Annotated in this window: 17 protein-coding genes and 1 pseudogene; 11 read left to right on the forward strand and 7 right to left on the reverse strand. The window is 70.3% G+C overall.

Annotation, left to right across the window (positions count from 1 at the left end; genetic code table 11):
• Positions 1 to 33 precede the first annotated feature (33 nt).
• The 7 genes from AB0D34_RS42435 (at position 34) to AB0D34_RS42465 (ending at position 7803) form a co-directional block, all read left to right on the forward strand.
• Entirely contained in the window at positions 34 to 819 is a 786-nt protein-coding gene (locus tag AB0D34_RS42435) for a glutamine amidotransferase (RefSeq protein WP_362672334.1), read from the forward strand.
• Positions 819 to 1547, forward strand: a complete 729-nt coding sequence (gene deoD / locus AB0D34_RS42440) for a purine-nucleoside phosphorylase (protein WP_362672336.1) — start codon at positions 819 to 821, stop codon at positions 1545 to 1547. Before AB0D34_RS42435 ends, deoD begins: the two co-directional genes overlap by 1 nt.
• Before the next feature lie 99 nt (positions 1548 to 1646).
• The gene (locus AB0D34_RS42445) at positions 1647 to 2741 is read left to right on the forward strand and encodes a BMP family ABC transporter substrate-binding protein (protein ID WP_362672339.1); all 1095 of its coding nucleotides are present in this window, start codon (positions 1647 to 1649) and stop codon (positions 2739 to 2741) included.
• 16 nt (positions 2742 to 2757) lie between these two features.
• Positions 2758 to 4347 (forward strand): ABC transporter ATP-binding protein, encoded by a 1590-nt coding sequence (locus tag AB0D34_RS42450; RefSeq protein WP_362672341.1) that lies wholly within the window; start codon positions 2758 to 2760, stop codon positions 4345 to 4347.
• A complete protein-coding gene (locus tag AB0D34_RS42455; protein WP_362672344.1) occupies positions 4344 to 5483 on the forward strand; it encodes an ABC transporter permease in 1140 nt (379 codons plus the stop codon). The genes AB0D34_RS42450 and AB0D34_RS42455 overlap by 4 nt, the downstream gene beginning before the upstream one ends.
• On the forward strand, positions 5483 to 6442 hold the full coding sequence (locus AB0D34_RS42460; RefSeq protein WP_362672346.1) for an ABC transporter permease: 960 nt from the start codon (positions 5483 to 5485) through the stop codon (positions 6440 to 6442). Before AB0D34_RS42455 ends, AB0D34_RS42460 begins: the two co-directional genes overlap by 1 nt.
• A gap of 188 nt (positions 6443 to 6630) precedes the next feature.
• The gene (locus tag AB0D34_RS42465; protein ID WP_362672348.1) at positions 6631 to 7803 is read left to right on the forward strand and encodes an esterase-like activity of phytase family protein; all 1173 of its coding nucleotides are present in this window, start codon (positions 6631 to 6633) and stop codon (positions 7801 to 7803) included.
• A 65-nt stretch (positions 7804 to 7868) separates the two neighbouring features.
• On the opposite strand, the gene AB0D34_RS42470 is transcribed toward AB0D34_RS42465, so the two are convergent.
• The 4 genes from AB0D34_RS42470 to AB0D34_RS42485 all read right to left on the reverse strand — a co-directional run bounded on the left by AB0D34_RS42470 (position 7869) and on the right by AB0D34_RS42485 (position 18815).
• Complete coding sequence (locus tag AB0D34_RS42470) at positions 7869 to 8321, reverse strand: hypothetical protein (protein ID WP_362672350.1); 453 nt, start codon at positions 8319 to 8321, stop codon at positions 7869 to 7871.
• A 33-nt stretch (positions 8322 to 8354) separates the two neighbouring features.
• The gene (locus tag AB0D34_RS42475) at positions 8355 to 8747 is read right to left on the reverse strand and encodes a hypothetical protein (RefSeq protein ID WP_362672352.1); all 393 of its coding nucleotides are present in this window, start codon (positions 8745 to 8747) and stop codon (positions 8355 to 8357) included.
• Between the two features lie 2 nt (positions 8748 to 8749).
• On the reverse strand, positions 8750 to 15226 hold the full coding sequence (locus AB0D34_RS42480) for an RHS repeat-associated core domain-containing protein (protein WP_362672354.1): 6477 nt from the start codon (positions 15224 to 15226) through the stop codon (positions 8750 to 8752).
• A gap of 64 nt (positions 15227 to 15290) precedes the next feature.
• Complete coding sequence (locus tag AB0D34_RS42485) at positions 15291 to 18815, reverse strand: LamG-like jellyroll fold domain-containing protein (RefSeq protein WP_362672409.1); 3525 nt, start codon at positions 18813 to 18815, stop codon at positions 15291 to 15293.
• Between the two features lie 454 nt (positions 18816 to 19269).
• Between AB0D34_RS42485 and AB0D34_RS42490 the strand changes: the two genes are divergently transcribed.
• From AB0D34_RS42490 to AB0D34_RS42500, 3 genes and pseudogenes are all read left to right on the forward strand, one after another.
• Complete coding sequence (locus AB0D34_RS42490) at positions 19270 to 19854, forward strand: NAD(P)H-dependent oxidoreductase (RefSeq protein ID WP_362672356.1); 585 nt, start codon at positions 19270 to 19272, stop codon at positions 19852 to 19854.
• A gap of 84 nt (positions 19855 to 19938) precedes the next feature.
• Positions 19939 to 20493, forward strand: coding sequence for a glycoside hydrolase family 25 protein (locus AB0D34_RS42495; protein ID WP_362672359.1), 555 nt, complete (start codon positions 19939 to 19941; stop codon positions 20491 to 20493).
• A 49-nt stretch (positions 20494 to 20542) separates the two neighbouring features.
• Positions 20543 to 21252 (forward strand): annotated as a pseudogene (locus AB0D34_RS42500) (ATP-binding cassette domain-containing protein).
• Here AB0D34_RS42500 and AB0D34_RS42505 read toward each other — a convergent pair.
• Entirely contained in the window at positions 21182 to 21400 is a 219-nt protein-coding gene (locus AB0D34_RS42505) for an EF-hand domain-containing protein (protein ID WP_362672362.1), read from the reverse strand. The pseudogene AB0D34_RS42500 and the gene AB0D34_RS42505 overlap by 71 nt on opposite strands.
• A gap of 106 nt (positions 21401 to 21506) precedes the next feature.
• Between AB0D34_RS42505 and AB0D34_RS42510 the strand changes: the two genes are divergently transcribed.
• Positions 21507 to 22190 (forward strand): GNAT family N-acetyltransferase, encoded by a 684-nt coding sequence (locus AB0D34_RS42510; protein WP_362672365.1) that lies wholly within the window; start codon positions 21507 to 21509, stop codon positions 22188 to 22190.
• Here the strand turns inward: AB0D34_RS42510 and AB0D34_RS42515 are convergent.
• Positions 22161 to 23348: a YncE family protein gene (locus AB0D34_RS42515; protein ID WP_362672367.1), complete on the reverse strand. Its 1188-nt coding sequence runs from the start codon at positions 23346 to 23348 to the stop codon at positions 22161 to 22163. The genes AB0D34_RS42510 and AB0D34_RS42515 overlap by 30 nt on opposite strands.
• Positions 23348 to 24085, reverse strand: coding sequence for a polysaccharide deacetylase family protein (locus tag AB0D34_RS42520; RefSeq protein WP_362672369.1), 738 nt, complete (start codon positions 24083 to 24085; stop codon positions 23348 to 23350). The genes AB0D34_RS42515 and AB0D34_RS42520 overlap by 1 nt, the downstream gene beginning before the upstream one ends.
• Positions 24086 to 24102: the final 17 nt, after the last annotated feature.

Below are 24102 nucleotides of genomic sequence, written 5' to 3' on the forward strand. Positions count from 1 at the left end.
ACACCCCACACCTCATTGAAAGGCCGTGCAGCGATGCCCCATGTCCTCGTCGTGGGTGAGTCCTGGTTCACCCACTCCGTCCACCAGAAGGGGTTCGACTCCTTCTTCACCTCCGAGTACGTCGAGGGCGCCCAGGTCTTCCTCGACGCGCTGCGCGACCGCGGCCACACGGTGACGTACGTCCCGGCGCACGAGATAGCGAGCAGAGTGCCCGCCACCGCCGAGGGCCTGGAGGCCTACGACGTCGTCGTGATCAGCGATGTCGGGGCCAACAGCTTCCAGCTCACCCCGCAGACCTTCGCCCACTCCGTCCCCGCGCCGGACCGCACGGAACTGCTCCGGGGATACGTCGAGCGTGGCGGCGGGCTGCTGATGGTGGGCGGCTACCTCACCTTCACCGGCATCGACGCCAAGGCCCGCTGGGGCCGCACCCCGCTGGCCGCCGCGCTGCCGGTCACCCTGCACGACCGGGACGACCGGGTGGAACTGCCCGCCGGGGCGGCACCCCGCGTCCTCGCCCGGCACCCGGTGGTCGACGGGCTGGACGCGACCTGGCCGGAACTGCTCGGCCTCAACGAGGTGGCGGTACGGGACGGCGCGGACCTGCTCGTCGAGTGCGCGGGGCAGCCGCTGCTGGCGGTGGGCGGATACGGCGCGGGCAGGTCGGCGGCCTTCACGTCCGACCTGGCGCCGCACTGGGCCCCGCCCGCCTTCCTGGAGTGGGAGGGCTACCCCGAGCTGTGGGACCGGCTGGTCCGCTGGCTGGCCGGCACCCCGGCAGAGGCAGACGCAGAGGCAGAAGCAGAGGAGGTTGCCTGATGGTCACCGCCCACATCTCGGCCGCCCCCGGCGACTTCGCGCCGGACGTGCTGATGCCCGGTGACCCGCGCCGGGCCCGCCGCATCGCGGAAACGATCCTCCAGGACGCCCGGCTGGTCACCGACGTGCGCGGCATCGAGGGCTACACCGGAACGTACCGAGGGGCGCCGCTGTCCGTGCTGGCCTCCGGTATGGGCATGCCGTCCGTCACGATCTACGCGACCGAGCTGTTCCGTTTCTACGGTGTACGCCGCATCGTGCGGGTGGGCACCGCGGGGGCCCTGCCCGCCTCGGTGGGGCTGCGAGACGTAGTCGTGGCCACCGCCGCCCACACCGACTCGGCGATGGGAAGCCGACGTATGGACGGAGTGCACCTCAGTCACGCCGCCTCCTTCGGCCTGGCCGCGTCGGCCGCACGGGCCGCCGAGAGCGAAGGTGGAGCCGGAGTGCGCACGCACATCGGGCCGGTGTTCACCACCGACCACTTCTATCTGGAGCGTCCGGCGCTGTTCGAGCGGCTGGAAGCACACGGGACCCTGGCCGTCGAGATGGAGGCCGCGGGCCTGTACGCGACCGCCGCCGCCGAGGGCGGCCAGGCGCTCGCCGTCCTGACCGTCACCGACCACGTGCGCCACCCTGAGGCGCTCACCCCGGCCGAGCGGGAGACCGACTTCGACCGGGCCGTCACCATCGCGGCCACCGCACTGCTCCCGGAAACAAACTCCTAACGCGAGAGAGCACAAACACCCATAGCCAAAACGTTTTGCATTGCATAGCTTTCGGCCAATGGATAAGAACAATCCCCGTAGAGAAAGGCAATCCGGAAGATGAACAAGATCAGAATCCTGGGAGGCGTCGCGGCGCTCTCCCTCACCCTCGCCGCATGCGGTGCCTCGACCGACTCCGGCTCTTCCGAGGCAGGGAAGTCCGGCAAGCCGAGAATCAAGTTCGTCATCAACGGAAACCTCGGCGACCGCTCCTTCTTCGACTCCGCGTACGTGGGCCTGAAGAAGACCGAGAAGGACCTCGGTTACAGCCTGAAGGTCGTCGAGCTGGGCAGCGACCGCACCAAGTGGGCCTCCGGCTTCGAGGACGCCGCCGCAGGTGACGACTACGACGTGCTCGCCGCGGGCACCGTCGACACCGTCGGCTTCGTCTCCAAACTGGCCCCGGAATACCCGGACAAGAAGTTCTGGCTCTTCGACGGCTCCGTCGACTACACGGGCGAGAGCGGCTGTTCCAACAAGTGCGCGAACGTCTACTCGGTCACCTTCAAGCAGAACGAGGCCGCTTATCTCGCCGGATTCCTCGCCGACAAACTCGTCGCCGCCAACTCCCTTCCCGGCAGCGCCGGAAACGGGAAGGTGGGCGTGATCGGCGGAGTGCAGATTCCGGTGATCGAGGACTTCGTCGTCGGCTTCAAGGCAGGTTTCAAGGCGGCGGGCGGAAATCCGTCGACCGGTGTCCTCGTGCAGTACGTCGGCGGCGACAACCCGTTCGGCGACCCGGCGAAGGGCAAGCAGATCGCCTCGGCGATGTACGGGCAGGGCGCCGAACTGGTGTGGCCCGTCGCCGGATCCTCCGGGCTCGGCGTGTTCGAGTCGGCCGTCGCCGCCAAGCGGTACGCCTTCGGCGTCGACTCCGACCAGTACAAGACGCTCACCGACCCCGCACAGCGGGAGACCGTCGTCACCTCCATCCTCAAGAACGCCGGCAACGCCCTCTACCTGGCGGCCAAGGCGAACAAGGCGGGCACGCTCGCCTACGGGAAACCCGCCGCGGTTGGCCTGGCCGAGGACGGCGTGGGTTACGTGGACAACGCCAACTTCGACAAGCTCGTCCCCGCCGCCGTACGCGCCGAACTGGAGGCGCAGGCCGCGAAGGTCAAGTCCGGTGCCGTCAAGGTCCCTTCGGCCTTCTGACCTCCGAGGAACACTGGTGGAACCCATCGAGGAAACCGACGCGACCGTGCACCGGGCCGCGGAACAGGCCCCGTCAGCCCCGCCCGCCCTGGCGGCCACGGGTCTGGGCAAGACCTACCCCAACGGCACGCGCGCCGTGATCGACGTCGACCTGTCGGTGCCCGTCGGCGAGATCAGGGCGATCGTCGGGCAGAACGGCGCCGGCAAGTCCACCCTGATGAAGCTGCTGTACGGGCTCGAACAGCCGTCGGCCGGGCAACTCAGCGTGCACGGCAGGCCGGTCAGGTTCTCCCGGCCCCAGGACGCCATCGCCCTCGGTGTCGGGATGGTCCACCAGAACCTCATGTTGGTGCCGTCGTTCACCATCGCCGAGAACGTCGTCCTCGGCGTCGAACCGGGCCGGGCGGCCCGCGTCGACCGCGTGGCCGCCGCCGAACGCACCGCCGCGCTGGCCGAGGAGGCGGGGCTCGCCGTCGACCCGGAGGCCAGGGTCGACGCCGTGTCGGTGGGGATGCGCCAGCGCGCCGAGATCCTCAAGGCCCTGCACCGCGGCGCCCGCATCCTCATCCTCGACGAGCCCACCGCCGTACTCACCCCCCAGGAGACCAACGACCTGTTCAGCGCGGTCCGCAGGCTGCGCGACTCGGGCATGACCGTGCTGTTCATCTCGCACAAGCTCAAGGAGGTGCGGGAGATCAGCGACCGCGTCACCGTCATGCGCGCCGGGTCGATGATCGCGACCGTACGCACCGAGGAGGCGACCCCGGCGCAGCTCGCGTCCATGATGGTCGGCCGGGAGATGTCCCTCGACGTGCCGAAGCCCCCGGCGCGCCCCGGAGCGGGGGTGCTGCGGGTACGAGGACTCTCCGGCCCCTCGGTGCACGACGTGTCCCTCGACATCGCGGCCGGTGAGATCGTCGGGCTCGCGGGGGTCGAGGGCAACGGCCAGACCGAACTCGTCGAACTCCTCGCCGGACTGCGCCGGCCCACCGCCGGATCGGTCACCGTGGACGGCACCGACGTCACCCATCTCGACGCGGCGGGTCACCGCCGGGCCGGGGTCGCCCACGTGCCCGAGGACCGGCTGTCCAACGGGGCGGCCCTGGACCGCTCCATCGCCGACAACCTGATCGTCGACCGCCACGACCGGCCCCCCGTCGCCCGCCGCGGCGTCCTGCGCACCCGCCGCGTCCGTGAACTCGCCGAGGACCTGATCGGCCGGTACGCGATCCGCGCCCCGCATCCCGACGCGACGGCCGGCTCACTGTCCGGCGGCAACCTGCAGAAGGTCGTCGTCGCCCGCGAACTGTCCGCCCGGCCACGCCTGTTGCTCGCCGCCCAGCTGACCCGGGGCGTCGACATCGGCGCCATGCAGTTCATGTACGAGCGGCTCGTCGAGGCCCGGGACGCGGGCGCCGCGGTGCTGCTGGTCTCCGCCGACCTCGGTGAACTGCTCGCGCTCTCCGACCGGTTGCTGGTCATCAAGGACGGCCGTCTCGTCGCCCGCTTCGACGACCCGACCGGTCTCACCGAGGAGGCCACCGGTCTGTACATGCTCGGTGTGGAGCGGCATCCGGACGAGCGGATCACGGCAGGTGTCCGATGACCTCCATCCTGGAACCCGGAGCGGACGCCGAACGGCAGGGGCGGCCCGAGACACAGGGGCGCCGGGATTTCCTGGCCACCCGGCGCCGTACGGCGGTCGTCGAGCTGACGATGACCGTGCTCACCGTCGCCGTCGCCGTCCTGATCGCCTTCCTGGTGGTCCTCGCCACCGGCAAGGACGCCACCGGTGCGCTGAACGCCCTGCTCACCGGCCCACTGGAGCGGACCCCCCGGATCGGCCGCTGGCTCGCCGACGCCACCACCCTGGCGCTGCTCGGCCTGTCCGTGTCGATCCCCTTCCGGGCCCGGCAGATCAGCCTCGGCGCGGAGGGCCAGGTGTACGCCGGTGCCCTGGCGAGCGCCCTGGTGGCGATCCACCTGCACCTGCCGCCCGTCGCCGCCTTGCTGGTACCGCTCGCCGTCGCCGCCCTCGCCGGGGGCGCGCTGGGCGCGGTGCCGGGGGTGATGAAGGCCCGCCTCGGCGCCAACGAGATCGTGGCGACCCTGATGTTGAACGCCGTCGTCGTACGCGTCTTCGACTATCTGCTCACCGACCACATCAAGGCGCCCGACAGCAGTGCCGTACAGTCCGCCCCGGTGCGGCCGGACTCGGCGCTGCCGTTGCTCTCGGACTTCTTCGGTGTCCCGCTGGACCAGGCGAACATCGGCCTGTTCGGGATGCTCGCGGTGGCCGCGGCCGTCTGGTTCCTGCTCGCCAGGACTCCGCTCGGCTACCGCATCCGGATCACCGGCTCCAACCCGGACTTCGCCCGGTACGGCGGCCTCGACGTGCCGCGCACCATCGAGTGGAGCTTCGTCATCGGCGGCGCGCTGGCCGGTCTCGCCGGGGCGCATCTCGCCCTCGGTGTCTACGGCGGGCTCCAGCCCGACATGGCCGGCGGCCTGGCCTTCGAGGGCATCGTCGTCGCCCTGCTGGGCCGCAACAACCCCATCGGCGTGGTCGCCGCCGCGCTCCTCTACTCGTATCTGCGCGTTGGCGGCGATGTGATGGAGCAGCAGACCGACGTCGGCTCCGAGGCCGTGACCATCATCCAGGCGGTCATCGTGCTGCTCGTGACCGCCCGGGCGCTGCCCGAACTCGTCAAGCGGTACCTCGCCCGAAGGGAGGCCCGCTGATGGGCCCCGTCCTCGACGTCGTGCTCAGCACCGGATTCCTCGCGGCGATCCTCGGTGTGTCCACGCCGTACGTCCTCGCCGCCCTCGGCGGTCTGCTGGCCGAGCGGGCCGGAGTGCCCAACATCGCGCTGGAGGGCTCGATGCTGACCGCCGCCTGTACGGGTGCGCTGGTCGCCGGGTACAGCGGCTCGGTGTGGGCGGGGGCCGTCTGTGGGATCGCCGGGGGCGCGCTGCTCGCGCTGCTGCTCGGTGTGCTGCACCTGTACCTCGGGGCGGACGCGATCATCGCGGGCATCGGCCTCAACCTCCTGGCGGCGGGCGCGACCGCGTACACCGTGTACGCGCTCCTCGGCGACAAGGGCGGCACCAGCCGGCTGCACAGCGGTGCGCTGCCCTCGGTCCGGCTGCCCCTGATCGAGGACGTCCCCGGTCTCGGCGCGGTGCTCAGCGGGCAGAACGTGCTGACGTGGGCCGCCCTCGCCGCCGCCCCCGCGGTGGCCTGGCTGCTGTACCGGGCCCGGTTCGGCTTCCATCTGCGCGCGGTGGGCGAGCATCCCGAGGCGGCCCGCTCGGTCGGCATCCACGTCCACCGGGTCCAGTTCCGCGCCCTCGCCCTCAGCGGCGCGCTGGCCGGAGCGGCCGGAGTGTTCCTGAGCATGGGCGCGGTGTCCTTCTTCGTCACCGGGATGACCGCGGGCCGCGGCTACATCGCCCTGGCCGCCGTGTTCCTCGGCGCCCTGCGTCCCTGGGGCGTCTTCCTCGCCGCCCTCGGCTTCGGCACCGCCGAGGCGCTCGCCGTCCAGCTCGGCAACCTCGCCATTCCGTCGCAGCTGGTCTCCGCGATCCCGTACGCCTTCACCCTGCTCGCCCTCGCCTTCTTCGCCTGGCGCCGTCGGCGCGCGTCCCGTACCGCGCCCGCGTCCCCGCCCGGCCTGCCCACCACCCTGGAGACACCCTGAGCATCCGCGCCGCCGTCGTCCTCGCCGCCCTGCGCCCCTGAGGCCTCTTCCAGACCGCCCTCGGCACCGCCAAGCCCCTCGCCGTCCGACTGGGCAACCTCGCCGTCCCGTACGCCTTCACCCTCCTCGCCCTCGCCTTCTTCGCCTGGCGCCGCCGCGCGTCAGGGCCTGCTCACCCTGGAGACGCCATGAGCATCCGCGCCACCCGCGCCCGGATCATCGCCACCGCCGTCGTCCTGGCCGCGATTCCCGCCCTCGCCGGCGCCCCGGCCGCCGCCGCCCACGACAGCGGCATACGACTGGACTTCCTCGGCGAGAAGGAGCTGCCGAACGCCATGCCCTTCCAGGGCACCACCGTCGGCGGGCTGTCCGCCATCAGCTACGACGCGAGGACCGGCACGTACTACGTGATCAGCGACGACCGGTCACAGACCGGCCCCGCCCGCTTCTACACCGCCCGTGTCGACCTCTCCGACGGCACCCTCAAGGGCGTCGAGCTCACCGGCACCCACCCCTGGCTCCGCCCGGACGGCACCGCCTTCCCGCCCACCTCGACCGCCACGTCCACCGTCGCACCCGACCCGGAGGGCATCGCCGTGGACCCGCGTGACGGCAGCCTGGCCTGGACGAGTGAGGGCGAACGCATCGTCCCCTCCGACGGCCCGGCCCTCCTCGGCGACCCCTGGATCCGCCGCGCCACCGCGACCGGCGCCTACACCGGACAGCTCCCGCTGCCCCCGCAACTGCACATGAACTCCCAGGAGTTCGGCCCCCGCAGGAACCAGACCCTGGAAGGAGTCACCTTCACCCCGGACGGCCGGCGGATCGTCACCGCCATGGAGGACCCCCTCTACCAGGACGGCGACGACCCCACCCCCGAGCACGGCGCGCTCGCCCGCATCACCGTCCACGACACCCGCACCGGACAGCCGCTGGCCCAGTACGCCTACCCGCTGGAACCTCTGTTCGCCGCGACCCCCGCAGGCAGCACCGACACCAACGGCGTCAGCGACCTCGTGGCCCTCGGCCACGACCGCTTCCTGGTCCTGGAGCGCGCCTCGATCTACGCCGACAACAACTGGAAGGCCCGGATCTACCTCGTCGACCTGCGCGGCGGCACCGATGTCCTCGGCCGCGACTCCCTCACCGGCCCGTCCGCGCCGCCCGTCAAGCCGGTCCGCAAGACGCTCGTGACCGACCTGTCCGACGTAGCCGGACTGTCCCGGGTCGACAACGTCGAGGGCATCACCCTCGGCCCCCGCCTCCCCGACGGCCGCCGCACCGTCGTCCTGGTCTCCGACGACAACTTCGCCGCCCGCGAGGTGACGCAGTTCATCGCGTTCGCGGTCCACGGAATGTGAAGTCATCGTGCACCGAGCGGACAAGCCGCCCCGCCTCCCGAGGAGCGAACTGGGGTCCGTCATGCTCACCCAGGGCCCGCCCCACCGCCCAACGCGTGCCGCACCAGGTCCCCGTCCTTCTTGGGCACCGCGAGGTCGTACGTCCCCGCGCCCGTGACGAGTTCGTACCGCTCGAACTTCGGCGCCAGCCGGACTCCCCCACCCGCGGGCTTCAGCCGGAACGGCGCCTGCAGGGTTGCGCTCCGGCCTCCCCGCGCGTCTTTCCAGAGCGGCGGCTCACCGGCGGCGAGCCGCAGGTAGCCCTGCCTCAGCCGCGCGATCTGCCTGCCCTTGCCGACCGAGACCTTGACCGTCCCGCCGATGCTCTGCGTGAACCCGACGACCCGCAGCGGCTGCCCGCCGTCGTAGTCGGCGATGTCCCGCGCGGGCGTGCGGTGCCGGATCCGTGTCCAGCGCAGCAGTACGTCCAGCATGGTCTCGGTGCCGGCGGAACGCCGTTCCGCAGGTGAGCCTGTCACTTCGTCGTCCCCATCCTCAGTTCCGTGCATACATCAGGTGACCTGCCAGGCGGTCTGCAATGCCAGGCGTGCCACGGTCGCGTCGACGACGTCGGCAGGTGGCGTCCAGCCGGACTCCCGCATCCGCTCGACGAATTCCGACGGCAGCGTCACCCCATGGCGTCCCACGTAGTGCTGGAGATCGCGGCGCCAGACCCACGAGCCATCGGTGAACAATGACGAGCAGCCCACGAGATTCTCGCCACAGCCCAACAGGCACTGTTCGGTCTCGGTGAATTCGGCGACCACCGGGGAACCGGCGAGATACGCGACGGCGAAAGCCGCGATCTCCTGCCATTCCCCGGAGTCCGAGCGCGTGAGTTCATGGATTCCCGGAAGATCGACCGGACCCTCGAAGAACTCTCGGACAAACCCGACTCTCAGCATGGCTAGTGTGCACCTCCCGCCATGGGAAGGAACAACCGCCAGGTCCCCCCAGGCTCCAGGAACGGTTCCTGCGACCCGAGACTCGGCATGACGCCGACCTTGGTGGTGGGAGCCCAGACCGGCACGCCCAGACCGTTGGCGACATCCTGCCCCACACCGGATACACCGGAATGACAGACAAGGAGTCTCACACATCCGCCCTGGTAATGCGGATTTCCTCTGACGGCCTCGACGATCTGGAGGGGATTCGTGTCCTGCCCGTCCACCCCGAGCACTCCGCGTGTCGATCCGTGCACGATCACGTCGTGATGGCCCGCGTTCTTGGCATGCTCTCGTACGCTCAGGGTGGCCGAGTCCGATCCGATGGACGTCGACGTAGGTGTATGCCTGACGGCGCCCCCACCGGGGGTGTAGTTGTCGGCGGGGGGTGCGGCGGACATCTCCGCGGCGTCGGCGCTCGCGGACGCGGCACCCGTTTCATGGGCGGCCTCTGAGGTGGCAGCCGTTCTCGCACCCTTGGAGACGGCCGCCACCCCGGTGGCCGCGACCCCCACGGCGCCGGCGACGACCGCGCCGCCCTCGCCGATGACCCCGGCAGCGGCCCCTGTCACCGCGGCTCCGAGGCCGCCGATCTCGGCACCGGCGGTGAAGCCCTCGGCCCCCGCCACGAGCACCGCGCCGCACGCGCCCGCCGTCGCCGCCACGCAGGCGACCGCGCCGACCACCACCGCCGTGGCGACCACGGCCGCGATCACCGGATGCCGCTCCACGACGTGGTACGCCTTCTTGGCGTAGCAGGACAAGGACCAACCGCAGCTGTGGTGGGAGCTTCCGCCACCGCCACCGCTGCTGTGGTGGGTGGACCCCGAACCGGACCCCGAACTGCCGTTGCTGATCGCGCCGGTGTCGACCAGCGCCGACGAGCCCTGCGGTTCGCAGTCGATGGCGCAGACGTTCATGGTCGGGTCGCTGGCCCAGTCGTCCAGGCCCGTCGGGTCGCTGCCCTTCAACGGGTTGTCCGCCGCGTACGTGTACCCGTCGATCTGCTGGGCGTCGGTCAGCTCCAGGACCGGATCGTCCGAGACGAAGCGGCCGGTCGTCGAGTCGTACTCCCTCGCTCCCAGGTGTGTCAGCCCCGTGACGGTGTCCTGGAGGCCGCCTACGAATCCCTGGTCACCCAGCCACGCGCTCGACGCCGGCTGCGTACCACGGGGGTTGCCGAACGGATCGAGCCGCCGCCGCGTGATGGTCTGCGTGGTCGCGTCCACCGCGGTCTCCGCGGTGTCGTGCGCGTCCGTGACCTGCCACTGCAGGGCGCCCGTGCTCATGCGCACCGCGATGGTCCGACCCGCCCACTCGTAGTAGCGCGCACCCGTGGTCGTGGTCGCACCCTTGGCCAGGTGCACCTCCGTGTCGCCCAGATACAGGGTCGTACCCGAGTCGTCGCGCGCGAGCAGTCTGTCGCCGTCCGCGTCGTACAGGTAGGAGGCCGACGTCCCGTCCGCGTTGGTCACCTTGGCCAGGTGGCCCTCCGAATCCCAGTCCAGCGTCTGGGTCTTGCCGTCGACGGTCCGGGTGTGGGTCTGGCCCGAACCGTCGTAGGTGTACGAGTCGGTGGTCGTCGTGGAGCCCGCGACCGTGGTCGACGACGTCAGCGTGTGCGCCTTGGCCGTGCCCTCGGGCGGGTAGACGAACGACGTCGTCGTGTCCGAACCACCGGCCGTCGTCGCGTGGTCGGTCTGGGTGTCGCGGTTGCCCAGGTCGTCGTAGTGGAAGCTCTGCCAGTACGGCGCCGGGCCGCCGAGAACCGCCGTGGACGGGTCGGCCGAGCAGCCGTCCGTCGCGGTCCACGCCTCACTCAGCCGGTCGTGACCGTCGTAGCGGTAGCACTGCACGTCGTCGGTGCCGTCGGCGTGCGTGGCGACCTTCGTCGGGTTGCCCGAGTCGTCGTAGCTGTACGACGTGTCCTGCACCGGGGCCGACTGGGCGTCGTCCGTGACCAGCTCACGCTGGAGGCGGCGCGTGCCGTCCTCGTAGGAGTTCGTGATCTGGAGCCACTTGGCGCTGTCCGCGGACGAGACCCCCAGCGTGAGCTGGCCCACCTGGCCGAGCTTCGTGTAGCTCGTGTTCTGCACATAGCCGGTGGTGCCGCTCAGCGTCGTCGGCATGCTCAGCTCGTTGTAGCCGTACTCCAGCGATTCGGCGGGCAGCCCTCCGGCAGCCGGGTCGGAGGTGACCTGGACGGTGCCGTCGAGGTTGTAGCCGGTCGTCGACGAGTACGTGCCCGCCAACGCCTCCTCACCCGTGACCGACGGGACGATGACCCGCGTCAGGGTCGGGCGGTACAGGGCGTCGTAGGTGCCGACCTGTGTGACGTACGCCTTTCCGGACGAGCCGCCCACGTACCGGATCGACGACGTCGGCTCGCCCTTGGCCACCGAGTCGTAGGTCCACTTGGCCAGTTCGTGTGCCGCGTCCTTGGTCGTGCCGTCGTAGAGGTCGGTCTTGCGGCCGAGGATGTCGTAGGAGTAGCTGAGCGTCTTCTGGTCGGACGTGCCGACCGCGCCCGTCACCGAGGTGACCTGGTCCAACTCGTTGTACGCCGTGTTCGTGGTCCCCGTGTCCGGGTCCGTCGAGCTCGTCTTGCGGCCCATCAGGTCGTAGCCGTACGACCAGGTGTTGCCCGCGTCGTCGACGACCTCCTTGAGCCGGCTCTTCGCGTCGTAGGTGTACTTGATCGACGTGTACGAACCCGAGGGGGTGCCGCCGTCGTACTGCCGGGTCTCGGCCGTGCGGCCGAGCGTGTCGGTCAGCGTCGTGGTCGCGATGCCGCCCTTGGGCGGGGTGACGGTGACACGGTCGCCGCCGTAGACCCTGGAGGTCGTCCAGCGCTTGGTGCCGAGGGCGTAGAAGTCCTCCGCTGTGGCACGGCCCGCGCCGTCGAACGTGGTCAGGGTCTGGGACGGGACCACCGAGGTGATGTTCGCCAACGTCCCGGAGGGTGAACTCGTGTCCGTGTAGTCGGCGTCCGCCTCGACGGCCAGCCCGCGGCTGTCGTACTTGGTCTCGGCGATGACCCGGCCACCGCCCGGCGCTGGCGTCTGTGTCTGACGCGGGCGCAGCAGCGCGTCGTACAGCGCGTACGTCGTGTCGTAGGTCGTGCCGTCGTTGTTCAGTTTGCCCGTGGAGACCACCGAGGCCGCGGAGTTGGAGATCGTGTAGGTGTACACGAGGCTCGCGCTCTGGCCCGAGGACTTGCTGCGGTTGGCCAGCCACAGGGATGTCAGCCGGCCGAGGCCGTCGTAGGCGTAGTCCGTGCGCTTGCTGTTGGGGTCGATGACCGAGGTGGCGAGACCGCGTGCGGGGTCGAAGTCGGTGGTCGTCGAGTAGCCCTTGGCGTCGGTGGTCACCGTACTGGTCAGCGGGCCCCCCGTGGTCGGGGTGTAGGTGGTCTTGCTGACCACGGTCTGGTCGGCGTCCGAGACCGAGTCGACGCGGCCCTGGGTGTCGTAATGGGTCGCGGTGACCGTCTGGTAGACGGGGCTGCCGCCGCTGTACGACGACAGGCGCTGCGTCGACGTCTCGTCGCCCAGGGTCGGGGCGGTGCCGTAGGACTGGCCGTCGTAGAGCGTGCGGACGTCGGAGACCACGTCGTCGGGGCGGGTGGCGGTGGCGCCGCACGCCACGTCGACGGTCTCGACGCGCACCGGGAACGCCATCAGCCAGTCGGTGGTGTTGTTCGCGAGCGTGGTGCGGGTGCACTGCTCGTCACCCGTGACGGCCGTGTCGCCGGAGTCGTCGACGGTCAGCGCCGCCCCGGTCGTCGGGTCGTACGTCGTGGAGACCAGGGTGTCGCGGGTGCCGCCTGAGGACAGGTCGGTACGGGCGTGCACGGCCGACGGGCGGGTGAAGTACGCGCTGCGGGTGCCGTCGGTGGCCGTCTGGTGGATCCACTGGTCGGTGATCGTGCCGGACACCTCGGCGGAGCCGTTGTAGGTGACCGCCTCCCGGACGGTGCCGGCCAGCGGGTCGGAGTCGGTGACCGCCGTGCCGGTGGAATCGGTGACCTTGACGGTGCGGGTGGTGCCGTCGGACTGCTTGTCGCCGTCCATGCCGCGGAAGTACGTGGAGACCGTCTTCGTCCGCGTCGACTGCGCGTCACCCGTGGTCGTGGTGACGCTGCCGTAACCGCGCCACTGCGACCAGGTCTTGCGCTTCGCGGGAGCGGTGACGTTGTCGCTGTCGTAGTGCCAGGCCGGGGAACCGTTGTAGGTGTAGTCGGTCTCCTTCAGCGGGGCGCCGCCCGTCGGGTCCGACTCGGTGACCTGGGTGACGACGTACTTGTGGAACCAGTCCAGTTGGGGATCGGTCGTGTACGGCGGCTGCCAGTACGTCGGGAAGCAGCGCAGGGTGTCGGAGTCGGGCGCGCTCGGCATGGTGGTACCGGCGACGCACTGCGGGTCGGAGTAGTTGACGGTCAGGACCGAGCCGGTCTCCGAAGTGATCGTCCGCACCCGCCACTTGACCAGGGCGGCGATGTCGTCGTGGGTGGTGTCCACCCGGTTGTAGAGCTGAATGCCGGCGAAGGTGACCGGCGGCATGGCCTTGGTCGAACCGTCCTTGCCGGTCCGGGTGACGGACTTCAGCCAGAGACCGGCCGAGGTGCCGTCGCCGGGGTCCGGGAAGGACTGGGCCAGCGCCCAGGAGTCCACGTCCCGGTAGGCGGGCGTGGCCAGGCTCGCGTCCCACACACTGGTGGTGATCCCGGTGAGGCGCTTGCGGGAGAAGAAGGTCGGCCCGGTGGCGCTGCACACCTTGCCCGAGGCGCAGATCTGGTCGAAGGGCACGTCCGGCCAGTCCGCGGACGTGGTCGAGGTCAGCGACGAGCAGTCCTCGGTGCTGGTGACCAGGCAGCGCTCGGCGGTGGTGAAGGAGACCTTCTCCGGGGCGGTGCCGAAGACGGTGGAGGAGGTGATGCCGTAGTCGATGCGGCTGAGGTAGCCGCCGCGGTCGTACACCGTGCCGTTGGCGGTCGTGGTGCCGTTCTTGGCGTAGTAGTTGGTCTCCTTGGTGTACCAGTACGACATGGCGTTGCCGTGCGGGTCGACGACGTAGTCGAGGTTCCAGCGCCAGGCCTGGGTGAGCGCCCGGCCGGAGAGGGACGTGCCCTGGTCGTAGCCCGGTTCGCCCGAGTCGTCGCCGAACACCGGTGCGGTCCAGGTGGAGTTGGTGACCGCGTCGCCGGTGGCCCAGCCGGGCAGGTGGTTCTTGCCGAAGACGTACTGGGTGCCGTCCGGTGTGGTGACGGTCCAGTACTCGCCGTCGTTGTCGCCGTTCGTGGCGCCCGTGGAGTGGGTGACGCGCTCGCCGTCGTCGGTCTTCGCGTACCAGTCGCCGCTGGTCCTGTCCTTGATGAGCGGACTCGACTTGCCGCCGAGGACGAGCGTGGCGTTGTCGCCGGCCCAGCACTCGTCGTTCTTGCCGGACTGTCCGTCGTCGTCGCAGGAGTCGTAGGACCGCTCGATGTACCCGGTGGTCAGGTCGAAGCCCTCGCCGACCCAGGAGGGCTGGTTGTTGGTCGAGGGCAGCCGGCCGTCGACGCTCTGGGAGTCGTACGTGAGCGCCAGGTTCGGCGACGGGCCACCGTTGGACGGTGGCACCGGCAGCGGGTACGACCAGGTGAAGTCGCCGCTGGAGCCGCCCGCGTTCCAGGACGCGGACGGGTTCAGCGGGGTCGCCGCGTAGGAGCCGGCACCTGACTTGGCGCCCGTGGTCACGGCCATGGCGGTGATGCCGGAGGCGGCGACCGGGGCCGTGGTGGTGAGGGTCCCGGTCTCGGGGTCGTTGGTCGTGGGCAGCGGGGTCGTCGTACGGCACTTCTTGAGCTTCGGGGTGGTCAGCGCGCACGCGGGCAGGCGGAACAGGTGGAGACGGGAGGCGTAGTCGCCTCCGTAGGCGTGCGCGAAGCCCGAATAGTCCAGCGTGAAGCGGGTCTTGCCGGCGGCCTTCCTGCCGTCGGCCCGCTGGAGGGAGACGACGGTGCCGTGGATACCGAGGGCGGTCGCCGTCTTGTGCGTTGCGGTCCTGACGGTGACCTTCGTGGGGGCCGTGCCCTTGGCGGGCGCGGCCACCTTCACCGGGAGGCCGCCGACCAGGGTGGATTTGCCGGCCTTCACCGGCACCGGGAGCGTCCTGGCCGACGCGGTGGGCCAGCTCACATGCTGGGAGAGGATCTCGGCGGTACGGGCGGCGGCGGCCTTGGCGGGGTCCTTCTTCGCGGCCGTCCTGGCCTTGAAGGCGACCGCGGTTCCGTTCCTGGCCGCCTGCGTCTTCACGGTGTGGTGCCCGTGATGCTGGGTCGCCCACGCGGCGGGGGCGGTGCCGAGACCGCCGGCCACCACCGCGCTCGCCGTGGCGCCGACGACCCACAGCCGTATCCGCCGCACCTGGCCGCGCCGTCTGTGCCCTAGCCCACCCATGACCGAACTCCCCGCGTTTCGAAGGTTTTTGAACGTCGTGTCAGCGCTGTCCGACCGCGGTCGGCTACAGCGGAATGGGCACTTCGTCGACGTACATCTGGTTGATGTCGGTGTCGGACATCACGCCCGTCCACACCCGGACGTCGTCCACCAGGCCGTCGGCGAAGTCGCTGTACGCGCCCGTGCTGATCCGGCCGCGCCCGATGTTGAAGGTGCCGGTGGCCTGCCAGGGCGAGGTGAAGACGACGCCGTCGCCGGTGTCGGTGTCCGTGTCCGTGTCGCCCTGCGCGCCCTGGCGGACTCCGTTGACGTACAGGAAGAGCTGGTGGTGGGCACCGTCGTAGACACCGGTCAGCAGGGTCCAGTCACCCGGGTCGACCAGCTGGGCCGAGGCGATGTTCGCGGGCACGGTCACCACCGTGGCAGCGGTTCCGGCAGCGTCCGCGGTGGTGCGGCCGAACACCCACATGCCCTGGGCCGAACCCGCCGCCTGGTCGTACCACAGGCCCCACGAGTCACGGACGCCGCCGGACTGGGTGGCGATGCGCATGTGGTGGGCCACGGAGGTGTCGGACAGCGAGGCCGCGTCGAGCCTTGCCCAGGCCGCCACCGTGAAGTCGCCCTGGGAGTCCACGATCGGGCCGCTCGCGGTGGCGTTCGCGGTGGACGTGCCGTTCAGGGAAAGGGTGTTGCCCTTGCCGCCGTCGGTGTCGTTGTTCCAGGTGGCGCCGCTCGCGACGGTCGCGGTGTGGCCGTACCCGGAGGAGTCGGCGGCGCTGGTGCCCGAGGTCTCCTCCAGCTTCCAGTCGGCGGTGAGCGCCGGCTGGGCATGCCCGGTGGACGCGTCGGTCATCGCCTGAAGGTCGGCGATCTCCTCGGCGGACAGGATCCGGTTCCAGGCGGTCACCTCGTCGACCTGGCCCGGGAAGTAGTCGCTGAACGCGCTGCCGCCCTGGCCGCGGGCGATCTGCAGGCCACCGGTGCCCTGCCAGGGCGTGGTGAAGGCGACCGGGTCACCCTGCGGCACGCCGTTGACGTACAGCTGGATGGTCTGGTTCTGCGCGTCGTACACGCCCATCAGGTGGGTCCACACGCCGGTTTCGGGTGTGGTGGTGCCGATCGAGCGGACGATCGTGGGCGCCGCGACGTCCGTGGTGTACCGGTTGAAGATCCACGCGTTGTACGAGGTCGAGTAGTAGACCGCGAACGCCGAGCCGTTGACTCCGGCCTGGGCGACGGCGACCGCGTTGTGGGAGGTGCCGGTCAGCCGGGCCCACGCCGAGATCGTGAAGCTCTTGGTGGTGTCCAGGACGGACGAGCTGGTCGCCGCGTACGACGACGTCCCGTTGGCCTGAAGGGAGTCGCCGAGCCGGGCGAGGGAGGACCAGCCGGCCGAACCGGCCAGGGTCGCCGTCCTGCCGCCGATGTCGTCGGTGGCCGAGGTGCCGGTGCCCTCGTCCAGCGACCAGTGGGCGACCGGACCCGCTCCCGGGGCGACCTTGAAGACGTAGGTGTAGCTGGTCGAGGGGTTGCCCGCCGCGTCCCAGGTCTGCACGGTCAGGGTGTTCACGCCGCGCACGTCGGGGGCCAGGGACACCGCGTAGCTGGTGGTCGCGGTGGAGAAGGTCTTGGTCCGCACCGGGTCGTCGTTGAGCTGGTAGGTGTACTTGACCACGTCCGAGGCCCCGTTGGCCTTGAGGGTGAAGGTCCCTGGAGCGCCCACCCCGCCGTACGCCGTGCAGTCGTCCGGGGTGTCCGGGCTCGCGCACTCCGGGTACGCCGTCGAGTCCACGTCCGGCTGCACCGGCGCCGAGGTGTCGATGCGGAACCAGCAGCCGCTGGTCCAGGACGAGTACATGTAGCCGGTCGTGCCGTTGAAGGAGTACTTGTACTCGCTGCGGGCGCGGAACCAGTACGTCTGCCCGTTCGTCAGCGTCGGCGTCGTCCACGTCCCGGTCGTACCGGAGGTCGTGTACGCCGAGGGGCTGCCCGAACCGGCCAGCGGGTCGGTGACGTTGGCGTCGTACTTGTACACCTGGAAGTCGGGCCGCAGCGTCGACTGCGAACCGTCCGCCGACTTCGGCGCGGCGGCGAGCGTGGGGGTCGTGTCGTGGATCACGGCTGCGGTCGTGCGGGTCGTCGCGCAGGCCAGGTTCGGGCTGGAGAGCTTCACCCCGGTCGGCGTGGACGGCTTGGACACGAACGTCACCGACAGGGTCGGCTTGGTGTCCGACGGCGAGGCGAACTGCTTCCAGGCGATCTCGTCACCCTCGTCGGCGGCCCGCAGCCCGAGCGTGGTGGTCGACGCGGACTGTCCGGCGGTGTAACCGACGGCGTTGGTGGCATCGAAGGAAACGTTTCCGCCGGGGCAGGAGGACGAGTAGCCCTTGGCGGTGGAGACCGAGTCGACCTCAGCGGACCAAGCGGGCTGCTTGGACCAGGTCGTGGACGAGGAGATGGCGCCGGTGCGCCACAACTGCACTGCCTTGTCGGTGCAGTTGGCCGACCACACCTCCAACGCCTGGAAGGTCGCGGAGAGGATCTTCTTGCCGCCGAGGGTGTGCGTGTCGAACTGGTAGAGCGAGCGGGCCTTCTTGTTGTCCACCCACGCGTCGTAGCCGACACCCAGGGCGTGCGAGGTCTTCCAGAACGACGTCGACGGCGAGCTCGTCCACACCGTCGTCCACCCCGACAGGGACGCGCTGGTCGTCTGCGGGTCGAGGACCACCGGGTAGGTGGTGTCCGGGTCGTCGAGGAAGGCCTTGTCCGGCTTCAGGGTCAGCGCGCTGTCGGAGGCGGTCACGTCCATGGCGGTCGCGCGGGCGCCCGGGGCAGGCCCGTCGAGCGCGCCCTGGTCGGCGACGGCCGTCCGGACGGCGGCGGTCGTGACGTCATAGGAGGCCGGGGAGACGGTGTGCGCGGCCGGGGCGGCGGCCGCCGACGAGTCGTACATCATCGCGGTGCCGGTGGTGAACACCGGCCGGCCCTGGGCATCGACGAACGCTGCGCCGCCGGAGTGGGTGTCGTACGCGGAGACACCGTCGACCGAGACGGGGAAGCGCACGCTCGCCAGTTCCGGATTGTCGGCCGCCGTACGGGACTTGACGACCAGGTTCTCGCTGAAGCCGTCCGCCGTCGCCTGCACCACCAGGTCTGCGCCGGGCAGGACGTCCGCGTACGTCGCCGTCGAGCCGTCGAGGGTCGGTGTCGGCAGGTTCCAGGGCGAACCGACGCTGTAGGTCTTGCCGTCCTTCGTGATGCGTGCCAGCGGGTCGTGCGCGCCGCCTCCGGAGAAGGCGACCTCCACGGCGGCGGCCTTCGGGGCCAGTAGGCCGTCGGCGGTGGTGGCGAGGTCGGTGTCCACGGGCACCCAGCCCGAGGCGTGGCGCACCCGCACCGCCCCGGGATCGAACTCGACGGTGAACGTGCCGTCCGGCTGCGCGGTGACCAGTTGGGTGGGCGTCGTCTCGGCGTCCACGGCGACGGGCGCACCCGATTGAGCGGCCTTCTGCGAAGCGGCCGCCTCGGGCGACAGATCAGCCGGGGCGTCGGCGACCGCGTGGGCGCCCGCCGCGCCCACCAGTTGCACCGACAACGCAGCTGCCGCCAGCCATCTCAGCCGTCTTCCAGCACGCCACATGGCCCGACCCCCCGCAGTCACAGTTCCTTCACTGCCGTTCACAGCCGGGCGATCAAAACCTGAGAACTCCCTTAAGTCAATGAATTCTCAACAGAATCAACCGGATCAAACCACCCCACAAGTGATCGCCGACAAGTAAAGAGGAAGGCAGGATTCACCGATCGAAGAATCAGCAAATGATCAAAGGAACTACAACGAGGCGGCAGTCGGTCCGTCGGGAACCCATCCACCGCCCAGGCAAGCAGCAAGAAATCGCAAAATCCCCGCGCCCTGAAGAATTCGTAAGAAGGTCGGCGCCGGCTCCGTCCGGGCTTGACCTCAACCTTGGTTGACATTTGAGACTCGGTGGCGAGCCGTTCATCCCTGCATGTACCGGACATGCAGAGGCATCCCGAGGAGACGTATGTCCACCGCACCCCTGCGCCTGGCCGTGATCAACAGCAGTGTCCGGGAAGGCCGGTTCGGCCCGACCGTCGCCCGCTGGTTCGTCACGCAGACCGGGCAGCGCCCGGACGTCGAGGTCGATCTGGTCGACCTCGCCGAGCATCCGCTGCCGCACGAGCTGTCGCACTCCCCCGACGACGAGGTGGCCGCGCTGCTGGCCGGGGTGTCGCCGCGGCTGGCCGCCGCCGAGGCCTTCGTCGTGGTGACACCGGAGTACAACCACAGCTACCCGGCCTCGCTCAAGACCCTCATCGACTGGCACCACGCGGAGTGGCTGGCCAAGCCGGTCGGCTTCGTCTCCTACGGCGGCCTGTCCGGCGGACTGCGCTCGGTGGAGCACCTGCGTCCCGTCTTCGCCGAGCTCCACGCGGTGACCGTGCGGGACTGCGTGAGCTTCCACAACGTGTGGGGCCAGTTCGACGGATCGGGCGCCCTCACGGAGCCCGGGGCGGCGGCCTCTGCCGCGAAGACCCTCCTGGACCAGTTGGTGTGGTGGGGTGTCTCGCTGCGCGAGGCCCGGGACAAGCGGGCGTACGCGGCGTGACTTCCCGCGACTGAGGTACCCCGCCGGGGTGGGTAGGGCATCATCAACTACCGTCCCCCCACTCTCACTTCAGGGAGCCCCCACATGCTCCGCGGCATCGATGTCAGCGCCTACCAGTCCTCGTCCTACAGCACTGACGGGCTCTCCTTCGTCTTCATCAAGGCGACGGAGGGCCGTTCCTACACCAACCCGAAGCTCGCGGCCCAGACCAAACACGGCCGCGACGCCGGACTGGTCGTCGGCTTCTACCACTTCCTCTGGCCGGGCAACCTCACGGCCCAGGCCGAGTACTTCGTCAAACACGCCCCGGAGAAGGGCGGCGACATCCTCGCCGTGGACTGGGAGACGACCGGCGAGGGCACCCACGCGACCAACGCGGAGAAGGACGCCTTCATCCGCAAGGTGAAGCAACTCCGCCCGAACAACAGGGTCGTGCTCTACTGCAACCGGAACTACTGGCTCAACGTGGACACCACCTCGTACGCCGGTGACGGCCTCTGGATCGCCGACTACGTCACGGCCGGCAAGCCCCGCATCAAGGCCAAGTGGCGCTTCCACCAGTACACCGACGACCCCGTCGACAAGAACGTCGCCGACTTCGCGAGCAAGACAGCCCTGCGCGAGTGGGCGGCGGTCTGATCCACCCGAGCGGGACAGCGGCCGCAGATCGTGCCCGGACCAGTGCCGCATGAGCCTCGTCGGCGGTGTTGGGGTCCAGGAGATCTCCCTGACCGTCCGTGAGGGCGAGTACTTAGCGTGCTCGGTGCCAACGGGGGCGGGCAAGTCCACCCTGCTCAGCCTGCCCGGCGCCCTGGTCCACCCCACACGCGGCACAGTCGAGGTGCTGGGCCGCCGGCTCGGCCGGGTCGACCTGCGCGCCCACGTCGGTCACGTCGACCCACGTCATCCCCTCACCGCGCCCCTGCGGGTGAGGGACGTCGTCCTGACCGGGCTGACCAACTCCGTTGCCCCGCTTCCCCGTTGGCGGCCGACACGGGAGCAGCGGGACCGGGCCACCGGCTCATCGGCACCCTCGGCCTCGCCGACCACGCCGACGCCCGCCGGCCGACGCTCTCGCAGGGGCAGCGCGGCCGTACGCTGATCGCCCGCGCGCTGATGCCGGAACCACGACTGCTGCTGCCCGACGAACCGGCGACCGGCCTCGATCTGCTTGGCCGGGAGCATCTGATCGAGGCGCTGGACGCCCTGCGCCGGGTGCCGCTGACGCTTGAACGGAACGACGGCCGCTGGACGGTACGGATCCGGGGCAGGACGAAGGGGGCACCCCAGCCCGCTGGCTGCCGGGCGCCCCCCTTCTCCGTACGCCCTACTTGTTCAGGAAGGCCCAGAACTCGTCGAACGACAGGAGCTTGTCGCCGTTCAGGTCGCGGCTCTTGATGATCGCCTCGGCGACCGACTCGGTCACGTTCCAGTCGCCGCCCTGGGCCAGGGCGGTCTTGAACTCGGCGGCGGTAATGGAGCCGTCACCGTCCGCATCGATGCGCTCGAACTGCTTGCGTGCTTCCTCGATGTCGATGTTCGCCACCGGTCCGCCCCTTTTCTCGTGCTTCGTGTCTCGCCGGCTTGCTGCCGCAGGTCAGACTAACCGCCTGCCCTGACCTTCAGAGCAGCGACCGGACTCAAGGAGCGCGATGACGGAGACCTTGCGGGACATTCTCGACGCGGCGGCCCGCGGTGTCTTCCCGCCGGCGGACGGCGGCACGACGGTCGTACGCCAGACGTGCCACCGGGACGCGGGCGTCCTGTCCTTCACGGCGCACTCGGTCGTCTTCACCGACGAGGACCCGGAGTGGGTGCGCGAGACCCTGCGCGGCCTCGACTGCGACGCGCTGGCCGCGACCATGAACCCGGTGTTCCTGGCCGCCCTCGTGGAGCGGACGGGCCGCAGGTCGGAGACGATCGACGCGATGCTGGTGACCGAACCCCGGCCGGGCGAGCCCCCGCTCGCGCTGAAGGAGATCGAGGACGCCGGCCACCCCCGGATCGTCTACGCCCGCAGGCGGCGCGACGACATCCGCGCCTGGACGACGGAGGGCGGGGTGCTGGTCCTCGGCCGTGGCGTCGGCGGCCGCCTGGAGGTCTCGGTCGAGGTGGACGAGGACGTACGGCACCGGGGCCTGGGCCGCGCCCTGGTGACCGCCGCCCGTCATCTCACCGCGGAGCCGCTGTGGGCCCAGGTCTCCCCGGGGAACGCCCGCAGCATGCGGGCGTTCCTGGCGGCCGGTTACCGTCCGGTGGGCGCGGAGGCGGTGCTGCTCGCCACGGCCCCGCGGGCCACCGGCGGTTCAGCGGAAGATGCCGGTGTGACCGAGTGAGTACCGCCCCGGCTGCGGATACACGGCCAGCCCGTGCGGCCCGCTGCCGACCTTGACGCGGGCCAACTGCTTCCCGGTGCGGGTGTCGACGGCGTAGACCTCGGAGTCGTAACGGCCCGACAGCCACAGGACCTTGCCGTCGGCCGAGACACCGCCCATGTCGGGGCTGCCGCCGTCCGGCAGGTGCCACTTCCTGGTGAGCCGGTTCTGGGTGAAGTCGAAGACGGAGACGGTCCCTTCGCCCCGGTTGGAGACGTACATCTCGCGGGAGTCCCGGCTGACGTAGAGGCCGTGGGTGCCCTTGCCGGTGGGCAGCAGGGTGGGCTGGGTGAACCTGTCGCCGTCGAGGACCCACATCCCGTCGGCCATCATGTCCGCGATGTAGAACCGCTTCCCGTCCGGGGAGACCTTGACGTCCTGCGGCATGGCCCCGTCGAACGGGAGCTTCTGCTGACCGATCACCTTCATCTTCTCGGTGTCGACCTTCAGCAGTTCCCCGCTGAACTCGCAGGACACGATGAAGTACCTCCCGTCGAGGGAGAAGTCGGCGTGGTTGACGCCGTAGCAGGTGACCGGGACCGTCTTCTTCCGCTCCATGGTGTGCGGGTCGCGGAAGACGAGCTCACGGTCGAGGGAGGCCATCACGACCGCGTACCTGCCGTTGGGCGTGAAATAGAGGTTGTACGGGTCGTGCACCTCGACCGGCTCGCCCGCCTTCCCGGTCCTCGGGTCGATGGGCGTGAGCGTGTGACCGCGGTTGTTGTTGACCCACAGGGTCTTCATGTCCCAGGAGGGCACGACGTGTTGGGGCTGCCGCCCGACATGGATCGTCTCGATGATCTCGTACGTCTTCGGGTCGATGACGGAGACGGTGTCGGACTCGGTGTTGGGCACGTAGACCCGGGACGGGAAGTCCTTGACCACCGGCGACAGCCGGTTCGGCCGGTCCGCCGCGTACACGTCCTTCGGGTCGAGCACGGGCGGCATCCCCGGCAGGCCCTGGACCAACTTCTTCTTCGCCTGTTTCACCGGGGCGGGGGCGCCCGCCTTCGTTGCGACGGTCTTGTGCACCCCGTCCCTGGTCTCGGTGCCGCAGGCGGCGAGGGCGAGGAACACGGCGCCCGCGATCAGGGCGCGCTTCATCGAGGTGGGGGGCATCAGCTGAACAGCTCCGTGGTGGTCACCGCGGCCAGGCCGCGCCGGTCGAGTTCTTCCAGTACGACGGGGAGGGCGGCGACCGTGTCGTCGTACCCGAAGTGCAGGCTCACCACGGACCCTTCGCGGATCTCGGCGAGTACCTTGCGGGCGACGACGGGGGCGCCGGGCGAGGTGAAGTCGAGGGAGTCGACGTCGTAGGAGAGGACGTGGGGGTAGCCGGCCTGCCGGGCGAGCCGGGTGACGAGGGGCGAGGCGGTGGGCGTACGGGAGGGCCGGAACCAGGTTCCGACGGACCCGGTGAGGCGCCGGATCCGCTCGGCGCAGCCGGTGATCTCCTGACGGGCCTCGGCTTCGGACATCGCGTTGATGTCGAGGTGGTGGAGGGTGTGGTTGCCGAGGTCATGGCCGCCGTCGAGGATGCGGCGAGCGAGGTCGGGATGCGCGTCGAGCCAGGTCCCGACGGCGAGAACGGTGACACGGGCCCCGTGCTTCTCGGCCTCACCGAGCAGGGCACGGGCGATGGCGGGATCACCGCTGCCGTGGAAGGTGAGGGCGACACGGGGACGGTCGCGGGGGCCGTGGGTGAGCTGGGCGGGGAGGGTGGGGAGGGTGGCGGCGGTGCTGGAGGGCTGGGTGGGGTGGGCGACGGCACCACTGGTCGCACATCCCGCGGCCAACGCCAGCCCAGCGGAAGCGAGCAGTACTGCCCGACGATCGATAGCGGTCACCCGCCCCATTTAAGGGGTTGTGTCCG

The sequence above is a fragment of the Streptomyces sp. NPDC048420 genome (assembly GCF_040651535.1).
Lineage (GTDB): Bacteria > Actinomycetota > Actinomycetes > Streptomycetales > Streptomycetaceae > Streptomyces.

Coding starts and splice junctions, on each gene's coding strand:
- AB0D34_RS42435 (WP_362672334.1), top strand. CDS start 34: ATGCCCCATGTCCTCGTCGTGGGTGAGTCCTGGTTCACCCACTCCGTC.
- AB0D34_RS42480 (WP_362672354.1), bottom strand. CDS start 15,226: ATGGGTGGGCTAGGGCACAGACGGCGCGGCCAGGTGCGGCGGATACGG.
- AB0D34_RS42520 (WP_362672369.1), bottom strand. CDS start 24,085: ATGGGGCGGGTGACCGCTATCGATCGTCGGGCAGTACTGCTCGCTTCC.
- AB0D34_RS42445 (WP_362672339.1), top strand. CDS start 1,647: ATGAACAAGATCAGAATCCTGGGAGGCGTCGCGGCGCTCTCCCTCACC.
- AB0D34_RS42515 (WP_362672367.1), bottom strand. CDS start 23,348: ATGCCCCCCACCTCGATGAAGCGCGCCCTGATCGCGGGCGCCGTGTTC.
- AB0D34_RS42455 (WP_362672344.1), top strand. CDS start 4,344: ATGACCTCCATCCTGGAACCCGGAGCGGACGCCGAACGGCAGGGGCGG.
- AB0D34_RS42460 (WP_362672346.1), top strand. CDS start 5,483: ATGGGCCCCGTCCTCGACGTCGTGCTCAGCACCGGATTCCTCGCGGCG.
- deoD (WP_362672336.1), top strand. CDS start 819: ATGGTCACCGCCCACATCTCGGCCGCCCCCGGCGACTTCGCGCCGGAC.
- AB0D34_RS42510 (WP_362672365.1), top strand. CDS start 21,507: ATGACGGAGACCTTGCGGGACATTCTCGACGCGGCGGCCCGCGGTGTC.
- AB0D34_RS42490 (WP_362672356.1), top strand. CDS start 19,270: ATGTCCACCGCACCCCTGCGCCTGGCCGTGATCAACAGCAGTGTCCGG.
- AB0D34_RS42495 (WP_362672359.1), top strand. CDS start 19,939: ATGCTCCGCGGCATCGATGTCAGCGCCTACCAGTCCTCGTCCTACAGC.
- AB0D34_RS42475 (WP_362672352.1), bottom strand. CDS start 8,747: ATGCTGAGAGTCGGGTTTGTCCGAGAGTTCTTCGAGGGTCCGGTCGAT.
- AB0D34_RS42465 (WP_362672348.1), top strand. CDS start 6,631: ATGAGCATCCGCGCCACCCGCGCCCGGATCATCGCCACCGCCGTCGTC.